Origin of the sequence: Streptomyces sp. NBC_00663 (genome assembly GCF_036226885.1) — a bacterium.
GTDB lineage: Bacteria > Actinomycetota > Actinomycetes > Streptomycetales > Streptomycetaceae > Streptomyces.
In genome coordinates this window covers 3721612-3739844 of record NZ_CP109027.1, presented here as the reverse complement: position 1 = coordinate 3739844, position 18233 = coordinate 3721612, and the positions used below count along the sequence as shown (strand labels likewise).

Below are 18233 nucleotides of genomic sequence, written 5' to 3'. Positions count from 1 at the left end.
ACCTTCCAGGAGCAACCCCCCATGCACCATGAACACGAGTACGACTATGTCGTCATAGGCGGCGGCACCGCCGGTTCCGTCATCGCCTCCCGGCTCACCGAGAACCCGGACGTCACCGTCGCCGTCATCGAAGGCGGCCCCAGCGACGTCGACCGCGAGGACGTCCTCACCCTGCGCCGCTGGATGGGCCTCCTCGGCGGCGACCTCGACTACGACTACCCGACCGTCGAGCAGCCCCGCGGCAACTCCCACATCCGGCACAGCCGCGCCCGTGTCCTCGGCGGCTGTTCCTCCCACAACACCCTCATCTCCTTCAAGCCGCTGCCGTCCGACTGGGACGAGTGGGAGGCGAACGGCGCCAAGGGGTGGGGCGCGGTGCCGATGGAGGCGTACTACGCGCGGCTCCTCAACAACATCGTCCCCGTCGACGAGAAGGACCGGAACGCCATCGCCCGCGACTTCGTCGACGCGGCACAGAAGGCGACCGGCGTGCCGCGCGTCGAGGGCTTCAACCGGCGCCCCTTCAACGACGGCGTCGGCTTCTTCGACCTCGCCTACCACCCCGAGAACAACAAGCGGTCCTCGGCGTCCGTGGCGTATCTCCACCCGGTGATGGACGAACGCCCCAACCTGACGATCCTGCTGGAGACCTGGGCCCACCGCCTGGACCTGGACGGCACGCGCGCACGCGGCGTCCACGTCCGCGCCAAGGACGGCGAGGAGTTCGTCGTACGCGCCCGCAGCGAGGTGCTGCTGTGCGCGGGCGCCGTCGACTCGCCCCGGCTGCTCCTGCACTCGGGCATCGGCCCCGCGCGCGACCTGGAGGCCCTCGGCATACCCGTCGTCCACGACCTGCCGGGCGTCGGCGAGAACCTGCTCGACCACCCCGAGTCGGTGATCGTCTGGGAGACGCACGGCCCCATCCCGGAGAACTCCGCGATGGACTCCGACGCGGGCCTGTTCGTCCGCCGCGACCCCGAACACGCGGGCCCGGACCTGATGTTCCACTTCTACCAGGTCCCCTTCACCGACAACCCGGAACGGCTGGGCTACGAACGCCCCTCGTACGGCGTCTCGATGACCCCCAACATCCCCAAGCCGAGGAGCCGCGGCCGCCTGTACCTGACCAGCGCGGACCCGTCGGTCAAGCCGGCCCTGGACTTCCGCTACTTCACGGACGAGGACGACTACGACGGCCGCACCCTGGTCGACGGCATCCGCATCGCCCGTGAGATCGCGCGGACCGAGCCGCTGGCGGGCTGGCTCAAGCGCGAGGTGTGCCCCGGCCCGGCCGTCACGAGCGACGACGACCTGAGCGAGTACGCCCGCAAGGTCGCCCACACCGTCTACCACCCCGCGGGCACCTGCCGCATGGGCGCGCTGGACGACGAACTCGCCGTGGTGGACCCGGAGTTGCGCATCCGCGGCCTGGAGGGCATCCGTATCGCCGACGCGTCGGTCTTCCCGACGATGACGGCCGTGAACCCGATGATCGGGGTGCTCATGGTCGGTGAGAAAGCCGTGGACCTGATCGGAGGCGGTGCGTGATGAGCGAAACCCCTGTCTTCTCCGTGAACGGGCTCTGGAAGGTCTTCGGACCCAAGGCCGACAAGATCCCCGCCGACCCCGAACTCGCCACCCTCGACCCCGCCGGCCTCCGCGCCCGCACCGGCTGCACCGCCGCCGTCCGGGACGTCTCCTTCGACGTACGCAAGGGCGAGGTCTTCGTGGTGATGGGCCTGTCCGGCTCGGGCAAGTCCACGCTGGTGCGCTGTCTGACCCGGCTCATCGAGCCGACGGCGGGCACCATCGCCATCGACGGCGAGGACGTACGCGCCATGGACCGGTCCCGGCTGCGCGAACTGCGCCGCCACCGTGCCGCGATGGTCTTCCAGCACTTCGGCCTCCTCCCGCACCGCACGGTCCTCGACAACGTGGCCTACGGCCTGGAGATCCAGGGCATGGGGAAGGCGGAACGCAGGGCGCGCGCGTCGGAGGTCGTGGCCAAGGTCGGCCTGGAGGGCATGGAGCAGCGCAGGCCGCACCAGCTGTCCGGCGGCCAGCGCCAACGCGTCGGTCTCGCCCGGGCGTTGGCCGTGGACCCGGAGGTCCTCCTCTTCGACGAGCCGTTCAGCGCGCTCGACCCGCTGATCCGCCGGGACATGCAGGAGGAGGTCGTCCGCCTGCACCGCGAGGAGGGCCGCACGATGGTCTTCATCACGCACGACCTGAGCGAGGCCCTCAAACTCGGCGACCGCATCGCCCTCATGCGCGACGGCAAGGTGGTCCAACTGGGCACCCCGGAGGAGATCGTGGGCTCCCCGGCCGACGACTACGTCCGCGAGTTCGTCCGCGACGTACCGAGGGAGCAGGTCCTCACGGTACGCACGGCGATGCGGGCCGTGTCGGACGACGACGCGGGCCAGGGCCCCGCCGTCCCGCCGAACGCCACGGTCTCGGAGGCGATCGAGGCGGTGGCCCGAGCGGGGCAGCCGGCCCGGGTGATGGACCAGGGGCGATGCGTGGGGATGGTGGACGCGGACGGGCTGCTCGGGGTGGTGGCCGGTACGGCCAAGGAGGCGGTCTGATGGCTGCGATCACCGTCTTCTCCCCGCGTACCGTGCCCGCTGTCCTCAGGCACCGTGCCGTCCACAAGCTGGCGCTGCTCGCCCTGGCCGCCGCCGTCCTCGTCCCGCTGGCCACCGCCCGGTGGGCCGGCGGCGCGTGGCCGGACGCCCTCACCGTCGACCTCACCGACCCGCTCACCCGGGCCAGCACCTGGATCGTCGACAACCGAGACACCCACCCGCTGTTCCTCTACTTCTTCGGCCACATCAGCAACGCGGTCGTCCTCTCCGTACGCGCCGTCTACCTCGTGCTGCTGGCGGCCGGCTGGGCCGGAGTGACGGCCCTGAGCGCCCTCGTGGCCTGGCGGGTCGCGGGTCTGCGCCTCGCCCTCGGCACCCTGGCCGCGTTCCTCACCTGCGGCTTCCTCGGCATGTGGGTGCCTACGATGCAGACCTTCGCCCTGATGGTCGTGGCCGTCGCCGCGTCCGTCCTGGTAGGAGCCGTCCTGGGCCTCGCCGCCGGCCTGAACGACCGTCTCGACCGCGCCCTGCGCCCGGTCCTCGACACCATGCAGGTCCTGCCGGCGTACGCCTACCTCCTCCCCGTCGTCCTGATCTTCGGCATGGGCGTCCCCGCCGCCGTCCTCGCCACCGTCGTCTACGCCGCCCCGCCCATGGCCCGCCTCACCGCCCTCGGCCTGCGCGGCGCCGACAAGGAGGTGCTGGAGGCGGTGCGGTCCCTCGGCGCGACCGCCCGCCAGCGACTGCTGACCGCCCGTCTCCCGCTGGCCCGCAAGGAGCTCCTCCTCGGCCTCAACCAGACGATCATGATGGCCCTGTCGATGGCGGTCATCGCGTCGGTCATCGGCGCGGGCGGCCTCGGTGATCGCGTCTACCAGGCCCTCGCCTCCGTCGACGTGGGCGCGGCCCTCGCCGCCGGTATCCCGATCGTGCTGCTGGCCGTCGTACTGGACCGGGTGACGGGAGCGGCGGGCAGCGGCTCGACGTCCTCCCCAAAAACGCGCCGCAGGGGAGGGCCGTACGCCCTCGTCGCCGCCCTCGCGATCGCCGTGGCCGCACGTCTCATGGGCCGGCTCGACTGGCCCGACGCCTGGACCGTGCCGATCGCCGAGCCCGTCAACCGCACCGTCGACTGGATGACCGACCACCTCTACTCCGGCGTCCCCGTCGTCGGCGGCACCGCCGACTGGGCCGCCCACTTCACCACCTGGGTCCTCAACCCGCTCCGGGACGGCCTGACCTGGCTCCCCTGGTGGTCGATGCTGCTCCTGGTCGCGACCCTCGCCTGGCTCATCGGCACCTGGCGCACCGCGCTCACCGCGGTCCTCGCCATGGCCGCGATCGGCGTCCTCGGCGTCTGGACGCCGGCGCTCGACACCCTCTCCCAGGTCCTCGCCGCCGTCGCCGTCACCCTGGTCATCGGCTTCGCGACCGGTATCGCGGCGGCCCGCAGCGACCGCCTCGAACGGGCCCTGCGCCCCGTCCTGGACGTCTTCCAGACCATGCCGCAGTTCGTCTATCTGATCCCGGTCGTCGCCCTGTTCGGCGTCGGCCGCGCCCCCGCCGTCGCCGCGGCCGTCGTCTACGCGCTGCCCGCCGTCGTCCGCATCACCACCCAGGGGCTGCGCCAGGTCGACCCGGCGGCGATGGAGGCCTCGGGTTCTCTCGGCGCGACGAGCTGGCAGCAGCTGCGCCAGGTCCAGCTCCCGCTCGCCCGGCCGGCCCTGCTGCTCGCCGTCAACCAGGGCGTGGTCCTGGTCCTCGCCGTCGTCATCATCGGCGGCCTGGTCGGCGGTGGCGCCCTCGGCTACGACGTCGTCTTCGGCCTCGCCCAGGGCGACCTCGCGACCGGTCTGGTGGCCGGCGCCGCGATCGTCTGCCTCGGCCTGATGCTCGACCGGGTGACCCAGCCGACGGAACGCCGTCCGAAGAAGGGAGCGTGACATGCGTATCCGTGCGCGTATTTGTGCGACCGCCGCGGTCGCCTCGCTGCTGCCGCTCACCGGCTGCGGCGCCGCCGACATGACCCAGCAGTCCTCGCCCTTCGCGAACGCCCAGGGCGCGAAGACGGTGACCCTCTCCGTCCAGTCCTGGGTCGGCGCCCAGGCCAACGTGGCCGTCGCCCAGTACCTCCTGGAGCACGAGCTCGGCTACCGCGTCGACACCGTCCAGGTCGACGAGGTCCCCGCCTGGGACGCGCTCAGCCAGGGCCGGGTCGACGCGATCCTGGAGGACTGGGGCCACCCCGAGCAGGAACAGCGCTACGTCGACGACAAGAAGACCATCACGCGCGGCGGCGAACTCGGCGTGACCGGCCACATCGGCTGGTACATCCCCACGTACTTCGCCAAGCAGCACCCGGACGCCACCAGTTGGAAGAACCTCAACAAGTACGCCGATCGCATGCGTACCGCCGAGAGCGGGGGCAAGGGCCAGCTGATGGACGGCTCACCCTCGTACGTCACCAACGACAAGGCACTGGTGAACAACCTCGACCTGGACTACCAGGTCGTCTTCGCCGGCTCCGAGGCCGCCCAGATCACCCAGATCAAGCAGTTCGCCAAGGAGAAGAAGCCCTTCCTCACCTACTGGTACGCACCGCAGTGGCTCTTCAAGAAGGTGCCCATGACCGAGGTGAAGCTCCCCGCCTACAAGGAGGGGTGCGACGCCGACCCCGCGAAGGTCGCCTGCGCCTATCCGCACACCCCGCTGGAGAAGTACCTCAACTCCGACTTCGCCCGCTCGGGCGGCTCGGCCGCGGCCTTCCTGAAGAAGTTCAAGTGGACGACCGAGGACCAGAACGAGGTCTCCCTGATGATCGCCGACCAGAAACTGACGCCGGAGGAGGCGGCGAAGAAGTGGGTGGAAGGGCATGAGTCCACCTGGCGGGCGTGGCTCTCCTGAACGTCCCCGTTGGGGAGCTGTTTTCTTGTTGGAGGTCTGTTAGGTCGGTCAAGCGACGGTTATCTCCGTGTGTTCCCTTCGGGGAGATCCGTCGAGAGGGTGTCGCGAATCGGCGCCATCCGGGCGAAACCGATTTCGTCGGTCCCCGCATCCTCTGGTGAGCTGAGGCGCATGAAGAAGATCGCCTCTCTCTCCCTGGCCGCCCTCACCACCTTCTCGCTCCTCGGGCTGGCCGCCCCGTCCGCGGACGCCGCCACCACGTGGCATTGCAGCGGCAAGCTGACCAAGCGGTGCATTACCCAGTCGGGGACCAAGGTCAAGGTCAAGTTCTCCAACACCACGTCCAGGTCCGCCACCGGCAAGTTCGGCGTGACGTGCTTCGGCCCCGACGGCCAGAGCCCGAAGGTGTTCAAGGACGGCAGGATCGACGGCTACGACACCTACACCTCGGCGTGGTACCAGTGCCCCAAGGGCACCCGCACCGGAGCCTCCGGCTGGCAGATGAGCAACGGCAAGGTCTACCGCACGCCGGAGGTCCGCTTCTGACAGTGACGAGGCGGCGGGCCGTCAGCGCATCTCCTCCATCAAGTCGTGGAGGATCGCGCCCACCCGTCGCTGAAGGCCCGGCCCGAACGTGATGCGGGTGGCCCCGAGTTCGCCCAGCTCGGCGGGCGAGGGGCCCGCGCCGACCTTCGCGAACACGTTCACCGGCCCGTGGATCCCGGACCGCAGCAGGGGCAGTACGTCCGCCGGGGCGCCGATCGGATACACGCAGTCGGCGCCCGCGGCGGTGTACAACGCGGCCCGCTCGATGGCCTGTTCGGGATCGTCGACCCCGCGCAGGAAGGTGTCGATGCGCGCGTTGACGAAGAGCTCGTCCCCGGCCGCGTACCGCACCTCGGCGAGCCATTCGGCGTGCTGGTGCGGGTCCTTGAGGACACCCCCGTTGGAGTCCTCAAGGTTGCAGCCCACGGCACCCGCCTCCAGCAGCCGCTCCACCAGCTCCTTGGGAGCCAGCCCGTACCCGCCCTCGACGTCCGCGGACACGGGCACGTCCACGGACCGGGTGATCCGCGCCACCGCCGCGAACATCTCGTCGGCCGGCGTCTCCCCGTCCTCGTAGCCCAACGAGGCGGCGACCCCCGCGCTGGGCGTCGCGAGCGCCGGGTAACCGGCCTCGACGAACACCCGGGCGCTGGCCGCGTCCCAGGGCCCCGGCAGGACGAGCGGGTCGTCCACGGCCCGGCGCCGATGGAGCCGCTGGAAGATCTCGACCTTGCTCATGGCGGGTGACCCTCCGACGCTCATACTGTGTAACCCCCCGGCGGGATACGGCGGCTCACCATCACCCGGTTCCAGTTGTTGATGGCGACGATCAGACCGACCAGATGGGCGAGCCGTGTCTCGTCGAAGTGCTTGGCCGCCGTCGCGTACACCTCGTCCGGCACGAAACCGTCCGTCAGGACGGTCATCGCCTCCGTCAGCGCGAGCGCGGCCCGCTCCCGCTCGTCGTAGACGCCGTCGGCCTCCTCCCAGGCGGCCAGCAGATCCAACTGCTTCTCCGGCACCCCGTGTTCACGGGCGATCGACAGATGCATGTCGAGACAGAACGCGCAGTGGTTGAGCTGCGAGGCCCGGATCACCACGAGCTCCGCGAGCGCGGGATCCCCGAGCCCTCGCTTCGCCGCGGCGCTCAGCGTGGACATGGCCTGCGCGACCGGCTTGTCCAACAGCCGCGTACGCGCCGTCACTTGTGCCCCGGCTGGTAGTGCCCGGGAACCAGCCGGCAGGTCACCCCGAACCGGTTCCACGCGTTGATCACCGTGATCGCGGCGATCAACTGCGCCAGCTCGGCCTCCTCGAAGTGCGCCGCCGCCCGCTCGTACACCGCGTCCGGCACGAACCCGTCGGTGAGCACGGTCACCGCCTCCGTCAGCGCCAGCGCCGCCAGCTCCCGCTCCGTGTAGAAGTGCTCCGACTCCTCCCACGCGCTCAGCTGCACGATCCGCTCGACGCTCTCACCCGCCGCGAGGGCGTCCTTGCTGTGCATGTCGACACAGAGCGCGCAGCGGTTGATCTGCGAGGCACGGACCTTCACCAGCTCCAGCAGCTTCGGGTCGAGGCCCTTCCGAGCGGCCGCGTCGAGCCGGACCATCGCCTTGAAGACCTCGGGAGCCTGCTCGGCCCAGGCCAGCCGCGGGGTGTGCGCGGGGGCGTAGCCCACGATGTCGGTTCCGTGATCGGTGTGGGTCCTGTCGTCGGTGTGCGTCGTCATGTCCTCGACCCTAGATTCGAGGCAGCCCACCGGTATGGTCCATTCCCATGGCGAAATCATGGGCCACTTTGGGCGTCGACCTCCACCTTGAACCCGCCGGTCCACACCTGCGCCGCGGCCTGACCGACGCCCTGCGCGAGGCGGTCCGTACCGGCCGCCTGGCCCCGGGCACCCGGCTGCCCTCGTCCCGCACCCTCGCCGCCGACCTCGGCATCGCCCGCAACACGGTCGCCGACGCCTACGCCGACCTGGTCGCCGAGGGCTGGCTCACCGCCCGGCAGGGCTCGGGCACGAGGGTGGCGGAGCGCACGGTCACGGCCCCCTCCTCCGCCGCGGGCGGCCCCGGCCCCCGGGCGCCCCACCGCCCCGCCCACGACTTCCGCCCCGGCGCCCCCGATCTGGCCGCCTTCCCCCGCGCTGAGTGGCTCAAGGCGGCCCGCCGCGCCCTCCTCGCGGCCCCTAACCACGCCTTCGGCTACGGCGACCCGCGCGGCCGCGTCGAACTGCGCACCGCCCTCGCCGACTACCTCGCCCGCGCCCGCGGCGTCCGCACCGACCCCGACCGCGTCCTGGTGTGCTCGGGCATCGCGCACGGCCTGCGCCTGCTGGGCACGGTCCTGCGGGCCCGCGGCGTCCGCACGGCCGCGGTCGAGTCGTACGGCCTCGACGCGCACTGGAACCAGCTGGTCGGAGCCGGCCTGCGCACCCCGCCGACCCCCTTCGACGACCGCGGCACGAACCCGGCCGACCTCGGCGACGCGGGCGCGGTCCTGCTCACCCCCGCCCACCAGTTCCCGATGGGCGTCCCCCTCCACCGGGCCCGCCGCACCGCGGTGGTCGAGTGGGCCCGCCGCACCGGCGGCCTGATCCTGGAGGACGACTACGACGGGGAGTTCCGCTACGACCGCCAGCCCGTCGGCGCCCTCCAGGGCCTGGACCCCGACCATGTCGTCTATCTCGGCACGGCCAGCAAGTCCCTGGCGCCCGGCCTCCGCCTCGCCTGGATGGCACTGCCCCCGTCCCTGGCGGCGGAGACGGCGGCGGCCAAGGGCAAGGTGGACACCTCCAGCGCCCTCGACCAGCTGACCCTGGCGGAATTCATCACCTCCGGCGCCTACGACCGCCATGTCCGCGCCGCCCGCCTGCGCTACCGCCGCCGCCGGGACGCCCTGCTCACCGCCCTCGCCGCCCAGGCCCCCGACGTCCACATCACCGGCATCGCCGCCGGCCTCCACGCCGTCCTGCGCCTCCCGCCCGGCACCGAACACTCCGTCGTCCAGTCCGCCTCCTGGCAGGGCGTCGCCCTCCACGGCCTCTCCTACTTCCGCCACCCCGAAGCAGCCCCCGACGGCCTGGACGCCCTGGTCGTCGGCTACGGCACCCCACCGGACAGCGGATGGACGGGGGCCCTGGAGGCACTGTGCAGGGCAATGCCATAGGGGGTGTTCGCGGGTTGAGGACGCCATGCCCGAGAAGCCGTACCCGGAGTGGTCACCCGGACGCCTCCGCACTCCTCGCGGGCTCCGCACCCTCCCCGGTCCCACCCCCGGAGACAGGTGCCTCACCGAAGCGGGCCAGGCCCAGGGCCCCCGCCACTGCCACCGCAAACCCCAGCACCGCCAGCCACCCCAACCCCTCCCGCGTACGGTCCCCGAGCCACACCACCCCCACCAGCGCCGGCCCCACCGTCTCGCCGATCACCATCGCCGCGGTCGCCGTCGTCACCGACCCCCGTTGCAGTGCCGACGTCAGACACAGGAACGCGGCACCTCCACCGAGGAGCAGCGCATACGTCGCCGGATGCGTGAGCAGCGACGGCAGGGCGAGGGAGTCGATCAACCGCACCGCCACCTCGACCACCCCGAACCCGACCCCCGCCCCGAGCCCGAGCACCAGCGCCCGCGAGCGCCCCGACAACCGTCCCGCAGAGAGCCCGAGCAGCAGCACCCCCACGGCCACCCCGAGCATCACCCACTTCAGCGCCGCCGGCCCGCTCAGATCCCCCTCCGTCCCGGACGCGACCCCCAACATCGCGAGCCCGGCACACACCACCCCCACCGCCCCCCACTCCGCCCCGCTCAACCGCACCCGCAGCAACCGCGCCGCGACCACCGCCGTCACCGCGAGACTCGACGCCAACGCCGCCCCGACCGCGTAGATCGGAACCGACCGCAACGCCGCGATCTGGAGCACAAACCCCAGCCCGTCCAGCCCCAGCCCCGCCATGTACCGCCACTGCCGCACCGCCCGCAGCAGCAGCGCCGCCTCCCCGCCGGCCCCCTCGGCCGTCGCAGCCGACCGCGCGGCGACCGCCTGCAACACCGTCGCCGTACCGAAACAGACCGCCGCACCCAGCGCACACACCATCCCAAAGAGCACAAAGCGACTGTAGGGGAGGCGTGAAGACGGACGGGTGCCTGCGCGAGCACTCTCACCGATCTCTAGGCTGACCGCCGGACAACAGCTTCTACGCACCACGGGGAGACGGGGAACATGGCGGAAACTCGGCGACGGCTGCGCTCCAGCACCGTCGTGCTCGGCGGCATGGGAGTCGTCGCGGCGGCACTGACCTCCTGCGGCTCCGACCCCGACCGCCGCTGCGTCGACCGCGACAGCTACACCTACGAGGGCTACAAGGTCGTGGCCGACAAGAACTGCAACTCCGGCAGCTCCGGCTCCTCGTCCTCCTCCGGCAAGGGCGGCAAGAAGAAGACCGGCACCGGCAAGAGCTCCGACGCCGCCTGGTACTACGACGCCGACGTCAGCAACGGCCGTGCCGACTACGGCACCTTCAGCAAGAGCGAGGCCGTGGACCGCGGCGGCTTCGGCTGCTCCAGCGGCAGCGGCGGCGGCTGAGCACGGACCCGCCCCGGAGAGACGCCATGGAACGCCGCACCATCGAACCCCGCCCCGGCTGGCAGCAGACCGTCGAGGAACAGGGCCTGATCTACCCCCTCACCCGCTACCCCGACGACTCCCTGCGCCCCTACTGGGACGAGAGCGCCTACTACGCCTTCTCCCTCGAGGAGGTCGAGGCCCTGGAGGACGTGGTCGAGGAACTCCACCGCATGTGTCTGGCGGCGGCGGACCACATCGTCACCGCGGGCCGCTTCGCCGACCTCGGCATCACCGACCCGCGCGTCGCGGACGCGGTCGCCGAGGCCTGGCGCCGCCGCGCCGAACTCCCCTCCCTCTACGGCCGGTTCGACCTCCGCTACGACGGCACCGGCCCGGCCAAGCTGCTGGAGTACAACGCCGACACCCCCACCTCCCTCGTCGAGGCCGCCTCCCCGCAGTGGTTCTGGATGGAGGAGCGCTTCCCCGGCGCCGACCAGTGGAACTCCCTCCACGAACGCCTCGTCGCCGCCTGGAAGAAGCAGGCCGCGCTGCTCCCGCCGGGCAGCCCGCTCTACTTCGCGTACTCCTCCGCCGACGAACTCGGCGAGGACCTCATGACGGTCGCCTACCTCCAGGAGACCGCCGACCAGGCCGGCCTCGACACGGCCTGGATCTCCGTGGAGGAGATCGGCTGGGACCGGCTCTCCGGCCGCTTCGTCGACCAGCGACTCCGCTTCATCCGCAGCTGCTTCAAGCTCTACCCGTGGGAGTGGCTGACCACCGACCGCTTCGCCGACCACGTCCTCGCCACCCTCGACAACGGCGGCGGCACCGGCACCACCCTGTGGATCGAACCCGCCTGGAAGATGCTCCTCAGCAACAAGGCACTTCTGGCCATTCTCTGGGAGCTCTACCCCGGCCACCCGAACCTCCTCCCCGCCTACCTCGACGGACCCAGGGAGCTGGCGACGACGGCGGGCTACGTCGCCAAACCACTGCTCGGCCGCGAGGGCGCCGGCGTCACCATCCACGCACCGGACACCACCGGTACCCTCCCTGTCCTGCGCGAAGAGCCCTGCTGCTACCAGGAGTTGGCGCCCCTGCCCGATTTCGACGGCAATCGTGTCGTCCTGGGCGCCTGGGTCGTCGAGGACGAGTCGGCGGGCCTCGGCATCCGTGAGTCGGCCGGACTGGTGACCGACGAATACGCGCGCTTTCTGCCCCATGTGATCCTCTGACGCGACAGAATGATCGGCCCACGACCAACGAAGAGGGGCGATCGGTGGGCGACACGGCGACGATGGAGAGCGGATACGTCTTCGACCCGTCCTGGGAGCGGGAGCACGGGCGGTTACTGGCGCTGGAGGAGATCTACGACGACCAGAGCCGCCACCGCCTGACCGAGCTCGGAGTCGCCGAGGGCTGGCACTGCCTGGAGGCGGGCTGCGGCGCCGCCAGCATCGCGCGCTGGCTGGCCAAGCAGGTCGGCGCCGCCGGGCGCGTGCTCGCCACCGACCTGGACACCCGCTTCGCCCACGACCGCGGTCTGTCCAACCTGGAGATCCGCACCCACGACCTCCTCATGGACGACCTCCCCGACGCCGCCTTCGACCTCGTCCACGCACGGGCCGTGGTGGAACACCTGCCCGACCGCGACGAGGCACTGCGACGCCTGGCCGCGGCGACCCGCCCCGGCGGCTGGGTGGTCGTCGAGGACTTCGACATCGACGGCCCGATGTACCCGGCCGCTGCCCGCTACTACCCGCCCGAGCACCTGGAGTTGGCCGAACGCCTCGGCCGCGCACTCCGCGCCGCCTTCGGCGCCGCCGGGGTCGACCCCGGAACGGGCCGCCGACTGCCCCAGGCCCTGACGGACGCCGGACTGACCGAGATCGGCGCACAGGTCCACGCCCCGGTCCTCACCGGCGGATCCGCCGCCTTCTTCCCCCTCACCCTGCGCTCACTGCGCCCCCGCCTGCTGGCCACCGGCGAGGTCAGCGACGCGGACATCGAGGAGGTCATCACCCTGACGAAGAGCCAAGGCACCACCTACATCCCCAACTTCATGGTCATCGCCTGGGGCCGCAAGCCTCTCTGACCCGAGGCCGACACCACCACCCGCACCCGCTCCTCACGGGCCGGGGCGAGCGCCCAGCACCGCCCGCACCTGGTCCAGCCCCCAGTCCAGGTCCTCCTTGCTGATCACCAGGGGTGGAGCGATGCGGATCGTCGCGCCGTGGGTGTCCTTCACCAGCACGCCTCGGTCCATCAGCTTCTCGGACACCTCGCGGCCGGTGCCGTGGGCGGGGGCGATGTCGACGCCCGCCCAGAGACCACGGCCGCGTACCGCGGTGACATGGCCGCTGCCGCACAGGGTGTTCAGCTCGCGGTGCAGATGGTCGCCGAGCTCCGCGGCCCGCGCCTGGTACTCGCCGGTGCGCAGCATGGCGATCACCTCCAGCGCGACCGCGCAGGCCAAGGGGTTTCCGCCGAACGTCGAGCCGTGGTCGCCGGGCCGGAAGACGCCGAGGACCTCCGCGCTCGACACGACCGCCGACACCGGTACGACCCCGCCGCCCAGCGCCTTGCCGAGGACGTACATGTCGGGCACCACGTTCTCGTGCTCACAGGCGAACGTCCGGCCGGTGCGGCCCAGCCCCGACTGGATCTCGTCCGCGATGAACAGCACGTTCCTCTCGCGCGTCAGCTCCCGGACCGCGGGGAGATAGCCGGCCGGTGGGACCAGGACGCCCGCCTCACCCTGGATCGGCTCCAGCAGCACGGCCACCGTGTTCTCCGTGACCGCTGCACGCATCGCCGTCGCGTCCCCGTACGGCACGATCTCGAACCCCGGTGTGTACGGGCCGAAGTCCGCCCGCGCCTCCGGGTCGGTCGAGAAGCTGATCAGCGTGGTCGTACGGCCGTGGAAGTTGTTGCCCGCCACCACGATCTTCGCCATCTCCGCGGGCACGCCCTTGACTCGGTACCCCCACTTCCGTGCGGTCTTCACCGCCGTCTCCACCGCCTCCGCGCCGGTGTTCATCGGCAGCACCGTCTCCATCCCGCACAGCTCGGCGAGCTCCGCGCAGAACGCGGCGAACCGGTCGTGATGAAAGGCGCGGCTCGTCAGCGTCACCCGCTCCAGCTGAGCCTTCGCCGCCTCGACGAGACGCCGGTTGCGGTGGCCGAAGTTGAGCGCCGAATAGCCGGCCAGCAGATCCAGATGCCGCCGCCCCTCCACATCCGTCATCCACGCCCCGTCCGCCGTGGCCACCACCACGGGCAGCGGACGGTAGTTGTGCGCACTGTGGGCCTCGGCCACGCCGATGAGCCTCTCCGTCGCGTTCACGGGCACTCCCAGGGGTGAGGATGACCCCCTTCCTATCGTCGCTCGCATGGTGGACGCGGGACCTCCGTCGTCCGGCGCGCCCGGTAGGCTGACCGGCAGGCCGTGACTGGCGCGCTGGGATGGGACGGACCATCGGGGAGCGGCCTGGGAATGACCGAGTGCCGTGCGCCTGGGCCGAACCGTGAATCGTGACCGCAACCCGCCACGCCATCCGGAGGCCGACGAATGTCAGAGCAGCAGCCCCTCTCCAGCGAGTCCACCGCCTTTCGCGCCGCCCTCGACGTGATCCGCGCCGTCGAGCCGCGCGTCGCCGACGCCATCGGCCAGGAGGTCCACGACCAGCGCGAGATGCTCAAGCTGATCGCCTCCGAGAACTACGCCTCCCCGGCCACCCTGCTCGCCATGGGCAACTGGTTCAGCGACAAGTACGCCGAGGGCACCATCGGCCGCCGCTTCTACGCCGGCTGTCGCAACGTGGACACCGTCGAGTCCCTGGCCGCCGAGCACGCCAAGGAACTCTTCGGCGCCCGCCACGCCTACGTCCAGCCGCACTCCGGCATCGACGCCAACCTCGTCGCCTTCTGGTCCGTCCTCGCCGACCGCGTCGAGGTCCCCTTCCTGGAGAAGACCGGCGCCCGCCAGGTCAACGACCTCACCGACGCCGACTGGGCAGAGCTCCGCCAGGCCTTCGGCAACCAGCGCATGCTCGGCATGTCCCTGGACGCCGGCGGCCACCTCACCCACGGCTTCCGCCCCAACATCTCCGGCAAGATGTTCGACCAGCGCTCCTACGGCACCGACCCGGCGACCGGCCTGATCGACTACGAGGCGCTGCGCGTCTCCGCCCGTGAGTTCAAGCCGCTCATCATCGTCGCCGGTTACTCCGCCTACCCGCGCCTGGTGAACTTCCGCATCATGCGCGAGATCGCCGACGAGGTCGGGGCGACCCTGATGGTGGACATGGCCCACTTCGCCGGCCTCGTCGCGGGCAAGGTGCTGACCGGCGACTTCGACCCGGTCCCGCACGCGCAGATCGTCACCACCACCACCCACAAGTCGCTGCGCGGCCCGCGCGGCGGCATGGTCCTGTGCGACGACTCCCTCAAGGACCAGGTCGACCGCGGCTGCCCGATGGTCCTCGGCGGCCCGCTGCCGCACGTCATGGCGGCGAAGGCGGTGGCCCTGGCGGAGGCACGGCAGCCCGCCTTCCAGGACTACGCCCAGCGCATCGTCGACAACTCCCGGGCCCTGGCGGAAGGCCTGATGCGCCGCGGCGCGACCCTGGTCACCGGCGGCACCGACAACCACCTCAACCTGATCGACGTCGCCACCTCCTACGGCCTCACCGGCCGTCAGGCCGAGGCCGCGCTCCTCGACTCCGGCATCGTCACCAACCGCAACGCCATCCCCGCCGACCCCAACGGAGCCTGGTACACCTCCGGCATCCGCATCGGCACCCCCGCCCTGACCACCCGCGGCCTGGGCACCGCCGAGATGGACGAGGTCGCCGGCCTCATCGACCGCGTCCTGACCACCACCGAGCCGGGCACCACCAAGTCGGGCGCGCCGTCCAAGGCCGCGCACGTCCTGGACGCCAAGGTCGCCGACGAGATCTCGCACCGCGCGACCGACCTCGTGGCGGGCTTCCCGCTGTACCCGGAGATCGACCTGGGCTGACAAACGCCCTGTTGAGTTGTCAAGGAACGGCGACTCACGAAGATCGTCGAGGGATCAGGCATCGCTCACCGATCACAGATCGATGAGCTCCTGGCGTGGTTCCTCCCGCGGCGGTCCGGCCTTCTGCCGGGCCGCCGCGCGGCGTATCAGCAGCGTCCCGCCGACCCCGGCCGCGATCCCCGGTAGCGCCCACCACCAGTCGGTGGTGCCGTCACCCGGTCCGGACGATCGGGCGGAGGCTGCGGCGAGCGTCGGATCGGGGCTCCGGGTCGCTCCCACGTCCGGGCCGTCTGCGTCCTCCATGCCCTCCGCCGTGTCCCAGGGCGGCGGATAGTCCACTGCGGAGTTGCCGTCGACGGCCTTGCCCATCACGCCCAGGTCCTTGAGCAGGTCGCGGAGCACGGCGGGCTGCCGGGCGCGGTGCCAGGTGCCGTTCGCCGACGCGGCCACGTTCGCCGCCGTGTGGATCCAGACCGCCTCGGAGTCCTTCGCCGGGTAGACCCGGTCGACCCGCCAGGGCGACACGTCGTGCACCATCCATGTGACGTTGAGCTGTGGGCCGACGATCAGGTCGGCCTCGGGCGGCTTGTCCGCCGTGCCCGAGCCCGGGGCGCCGAGCAGGCGCTCCAACACCCCGTACTCCCGGTCGGAGTAGTACAGCGACGCCGTCTCCGCGCTCTCCGGGGAGACGATCAACACGCTGGTCGGCCCGCCGGCCGCCGCGGAGCCCGCGCTCCCGAGCGTGAGTCCGAGCGCCGCCGCCGACACGCCTGCCACCGCCGTCAGCCGACGACAACCGCCCCTCCAGCCGCTTGCCTGCGTATGCATCACGAGCCCCCAACTTGCCGATGCCGTACGGCCCGCCCGGTCCCCGCGAGCCGTGTGTCACTTCTGGTACACCGCTCGGCCCGCCGGGGTTCCCACCCCGCCCGCACTATTCCGAGGAAGTCCCCGAACGCTCCGCGACCGACTCCGCGATCTCCACCGCCCGCCCCTTCGACGCCACTCCCTCCAGCCGCAGCGTCACCTCCGCGAGACCGATCGCACGGCCCCACAGCAAGGTCGGTCCGGCGGTCCGCTCCGCACGGCTGAAGCGCTCCCCGTCCGCGTCCACCAGCCAGAAACTCAGCAGGTGAGGACGGGGAAACCACAGGGCCGTGCCGCCCGCGCCGCCGAGGTCGGAGCCGCCCAACGAGATCCACTCCGGCTGCTCGCGCACGGTCTTCGTGAACGCCAGGTCCAGCCCCGCGGCGAACTCGTCCAGCCGGATCGTCTCCCCGTCCTCGCGCCAGCACAGCGTCACGACGAACCGCCCCTCCGGCCCACCGGCCACCGACATCGCCGCCGGCGCACCGAGCGCTTCCGGCACCAGCGGCTCGAACCCGGCCCGCCGCTCGGCCTGCGCCGCCGACACCGGCCTGCCGCAGCCGGGCACCTCGGCACCCGGCGAAGGCGTCGCCGACGGGTCGTACCGCACCTCGACCCCGCCGAAGTCGAACCAGTCGAAGACCGCGGCCCGCACAGGCGGAGTGAGCGCGAGCACCGTCAGCAGACCGCACAGCGCAGCGGTCAGGGACCGCCACCGCATCCCCGTCCAGCGCCGGACCGCCCGCAGCCGCTCCCGGGCCCCCCGGGGCTCGGCCACCGGCACCGGCACCCGCTCGGCCAGTATCTGTCCCAGCACCCGTTCGACCATCGTCTCGGAACCGAGAGCACCGTCGGCGCCCTCGCCGGCGTCCAGCGACCGCCCCAGCGCCCGCAGCTCCTCCGGCAGCCGCGACGTATCGACCGCGGGCCCGCCGTCCCGCCCGCGCCGCCGCGATCCGGGACCCCGCTCGCCGCCACGGCCCCGCGGACCCCGGCCACCGGCGCCCCCGCGACCACGGCCGCCCTCACCGCCGTAGGCCTCGTGTCCCTCACTCACGCTCGTCACCCCCTTCCCGAGGCTCGGCGTCCGGCAGCAGTCGGCCCAGTTTCCGCAGTGCGCGGTTGAGCCGGGATTTCACCGTCCCCCGCGGCCAGTCCAGGGCCTGGGCCGTCTCCGACTCGTCCATCTCCAGCAGAAAGCGGTAGGTGACGACCAGGCGGTGCTCCTCGCTCAGCTTCGCCAGGGCGGACCGGAGTGCGGCACGGCGCTCTATCTCCAGGGCCGCCACCGCCGGGTCCGCCGATTCCGGTATCAGCGGCTCCGCCTCCACCAACGCCGCCTCCCGGCCGGCGAGCGTGCGCTGCCGGGCCGCCGTCCGCACTGTGTTCCTCGTCTCATTGGCGACGATCGACAGCAGCCACGGCCGGAACGACGCGCCGTCCTTGAACCTGCCCAGCGCGCAGTACGCCTTGACGAAGGCCTGCTGCACCACGTCCTCCGCGTCCGCACCCGCCCCGAGTGCCGCGGCCGCCCTGAGCGCGATGCCCGTATGGGCGCGCACCAGCTCCGCATACGCCTCCGGGTCCCCGGCGCGTACGCGTGCGATCACCGCGGCCTCATCGACGATGCGGCCCCCCTCCCGCGTTCTCACATTCTTGTTACACCGCAGGAGACGGATCGGTTCCCATCTGTTTCCGACCAGTTCCGGATCGCACCCCGACACCTGAGAGAATG

At 71.7% G+C, this 18233-nt stretch carries 18 protein-coding genes and 1 riboswitch; of the genes, 10 read left to right on the top strand and 8 right to left on the bottom strand.

Features of this window, described 5'->3' with window-relative positions; translation table 11 throughout:
• Positions 1–21: 21 nt before the first annotated feature.
• The 5 genes from OG866_RS16880 to OG866_RS16860 all read left to right on the top strand — a co-directional run bounded on the left by OG866_RS16880 (position 22) and on the right by OG866_RS16860 (position 6038).
• The gene (locus OG866_RS16880; protein WP_329335574.1) at positions 22–1548 is read left to right on the top strand and encodes a GMC family oxidoreductase; all 1527 of its coding nucleotides are present in this window, start codon (positions 22–24) and stop codon (positions 1546–1548) included.
• Entirely contained in the window at positions 1548–2588 is a 1041-nt protein-coding gene (locus OG866_RS16875; RefSeq protein ID WP_329335573.1) for a quaternary amine ABC transporter ATP-binding protein, read from the top strand. The genes OG866_RS16880 and OG866_RS16875 overlap by 1 nt, the downstream gene beginning before the upstream one ends.
• The gene (locus tag OG866_RS16870; RefSeq protein WP_329335571.1) at positions 2588–4531 is read left to right on the top strand and encodes an ABC transporter permease; all 1944 of its coding nucleotides are present in this window, start codon (positions 2588–2590) and stop codon (positions 4529–4531) included. Before OG866_RS16875 ends, OG866_RS16870 begins: the two co-directional genes overlap by 1 nt.
• Before the next feature lies 1 nt (position 4532).
• Complete coding sequence (locus OG866_RS16865) at positions 4533–5492, top strand: ABC transporter substrate-binding protein (protein WP_329335570.1); 960 nt, start codon at positions 4533–4535, stop codon at positions 5490–5492.
• A gap of 171 nt (positions 5493–5663) precedes the next feature.
• Positions 5664–6038, top strand: a complete 375-nt coding sequence (locus tag OG866_RS16860) for a hypothetical protein (protein WP_329335568.1) — start codon at positions 5664–5666, stop codon at positions 6036–6038.
• A gap of 21 nt (positions 6039–6059) precedes the next feature.
• Here OG866_RS16860 and OG866_RS16855 read toward each other — a convergent pair whose 3' ends face one another.
• Genes OG866_RS16855 through OG866_RS16845 form a run of 3 tightly spaced genes read right to left on the bottom strand, consistent with a single transcriptional unit; the run spans position 6060 to position 7767 of the window.
• A complete protein-coding gene (locus tag OG866_RS16855) occupies positions 6060–6776 on the bottom strand; it encodes an isocitrate lyase/PEP mutase family protein (protein ID WP_329335566.1) in 717 nt (238 codons plus the stop codon).
• 20 nt (positions 6777–6796) lie between these two features.
• Complete coding sequence (locus tag OG866_RS16850) at positions 6797–7243, bottom strand: carboxymuconolactone decarboxylase family protein (RefSeq protein WP_329335564.1); 447 nt, start codon at positions 7241–7243, stop codon at positions 6797–6799.
• Positions 7240–7767: a carboxymuconolactone decarboxylase family protein gene (locus OG866_RS16845; protein ID WP_329335562.1), complete on the bottom strand. Its 528-nt coding sequence runs from the start codon at positions 7765–7767 to the stop codon at positions 7240–7242. Before OG866_RS16845 ends, OG866_RS16850 begins: the two co-directional genes overlap by 4 nt.
• Before the next feature lie 47 nt (positions 7768–7814).
• Between OG866_RS16845 and pdxR the strand changes: the two genes are divergently transcribed.
• Entirely contained in the window at positions 7815–9206 is a 1392-nt protein-coding gene (gene pdxR, locus OG866_RS16840; RefSeq protein WP_329335560.1) for a MocR-like pyridoxine biosynthesis transcription factor PdxR, read from the top strand.
• Positions 9207–9258: 52 nt separating this feature from the next.
• Here pdxR and OG866_RS16835 read toward each other — a convergent pair whose 3' ends face one another.
• Entirely contained in the window at positions 9259–10134 is an 876-nt protein-coding gene (locus tag OG866_RS16835) for a hypothetical protein (RefSeq protein ID WP_329344152.1), read from the bottom strand.
• Between the two features lie 126 nt (positions 10135–10260).
• On the opposite strand from OG866_RS16835, the gene OG866_RS16830 reads away from it, so the two are divergent.
• The 3 genes from OG866_RS16830 to OG866_RS16820 are packed head-to-tail and all read left to right on the top strand — an operon-like array spanning position 10261 to position 12703.
• The gene (locus tag OG866_RS16830) at positions 10261–10623 is read left to right on the top strand and encodes a hypothetical protein (protein ID WP_329335559.1); all 363 of its coding nucleotides are present in this window, start codon (positions 10261–10263) and stop codon (positions 10621–10623) included.
• Between the two features lie 26 nt (positions 10624–10649).
• Positions 10650–11843 (top strand): glutathionylspermidine synthase family protein, encoded by a 1194-nt coding sequence (locus OG866_RS16825; protein WP_329335556.1) that lies wholly within the window; start codon positions 10650–10652, stop codon positions 11841–11843.
• Between the two features lie 44 nt (positions 11844–11887).
• On the top strand, positions 11888–12703 hold the full coding sequence (locus tag OG866_RS16820; protein WP_329335555.1) for a methyltransferase domain-containing protein: 816 nt from the start codon (positions 11888–11890) through the stop codon (positions 12701–12703).
• 33 nt (positions 12704–12736) lie between these two features.
• On the opposite strand, the gene rocD is transcribed toward OG866_RS16820, so the two are convergent.
• Positions 12737–14002 (bottom strand): ornithine--oxo-acid transaminase, encoded by a 1266-nt coding sequence (gene rocD, locus OG866_RS16815; RefSeq protein WP_443063532.1) that lies wholly within the window; start codon positions 14000–14002, stop codon positions 12737–12739.
• Between the two features lie 44 nt (positions 14003–14046).
• Positions 14047–14136: riboswitch (ZMP/ZTP riboswitch) on the top strand.
• A gap of 43 nt (positions 14137–14179) precedes the next feature.
• On the opposite strand from rocD, the gene OG866_RS16810 reads away from it, so the two are divergent.
• Positions 14180–15631: a glycine hydroxymethyltransferase gene (locus tag OG866_RS16810; protein WP_329335553.1), complete on the top strand. Its 1452-nt coding sequence runs from the start codon at positions 14180–14182 to the stop codon at positions 15629–15631.
• Positions 15632–15703: 72 nt separating this feature from the next.
• On the opposite strand, the gene OG866_RS16805 is transcribed toward OG866_RS16810, so the two are convergent.
• From OG866_RS16805 to OG866_RS16795, 3 genes are all read right to left on the bottom strand, one after another.
• Entirely contained in the window at positions 15704–16408 is a 705-nt protein-coding gene (locus OG866_RS16805; RefSeq protein WP_329335551.1) for a hypothetical protein, read from the bottom strand.
• A gap of 157 nt (positions 16409–16565) precedes the next feature.
• A complete protein-coding gene (locus tag OG866_RS16800; protein ID WP_443063531.1) occupies positions 16566–17564 on the bottom strand; it encodes a hypothetical protein in 999 nt (332 codons plus the stop codon).
• Positions 17548–18108 (bottom strand): RNA polymerase sigma factor, encoded by a 561-nt coding sequence (locus tag OG866_RS16795; protein WP_329335549.1) that lies wholly within the window; start codon positions 18106–18108, stop codon positions 17548–17550. Before OG866_RS16795 ends, OG866_RS16800 begins: the two co-directional genes overlap by 17 nt.
• Positions 18109–18233 lie beyond the last annotated feature (125 nt).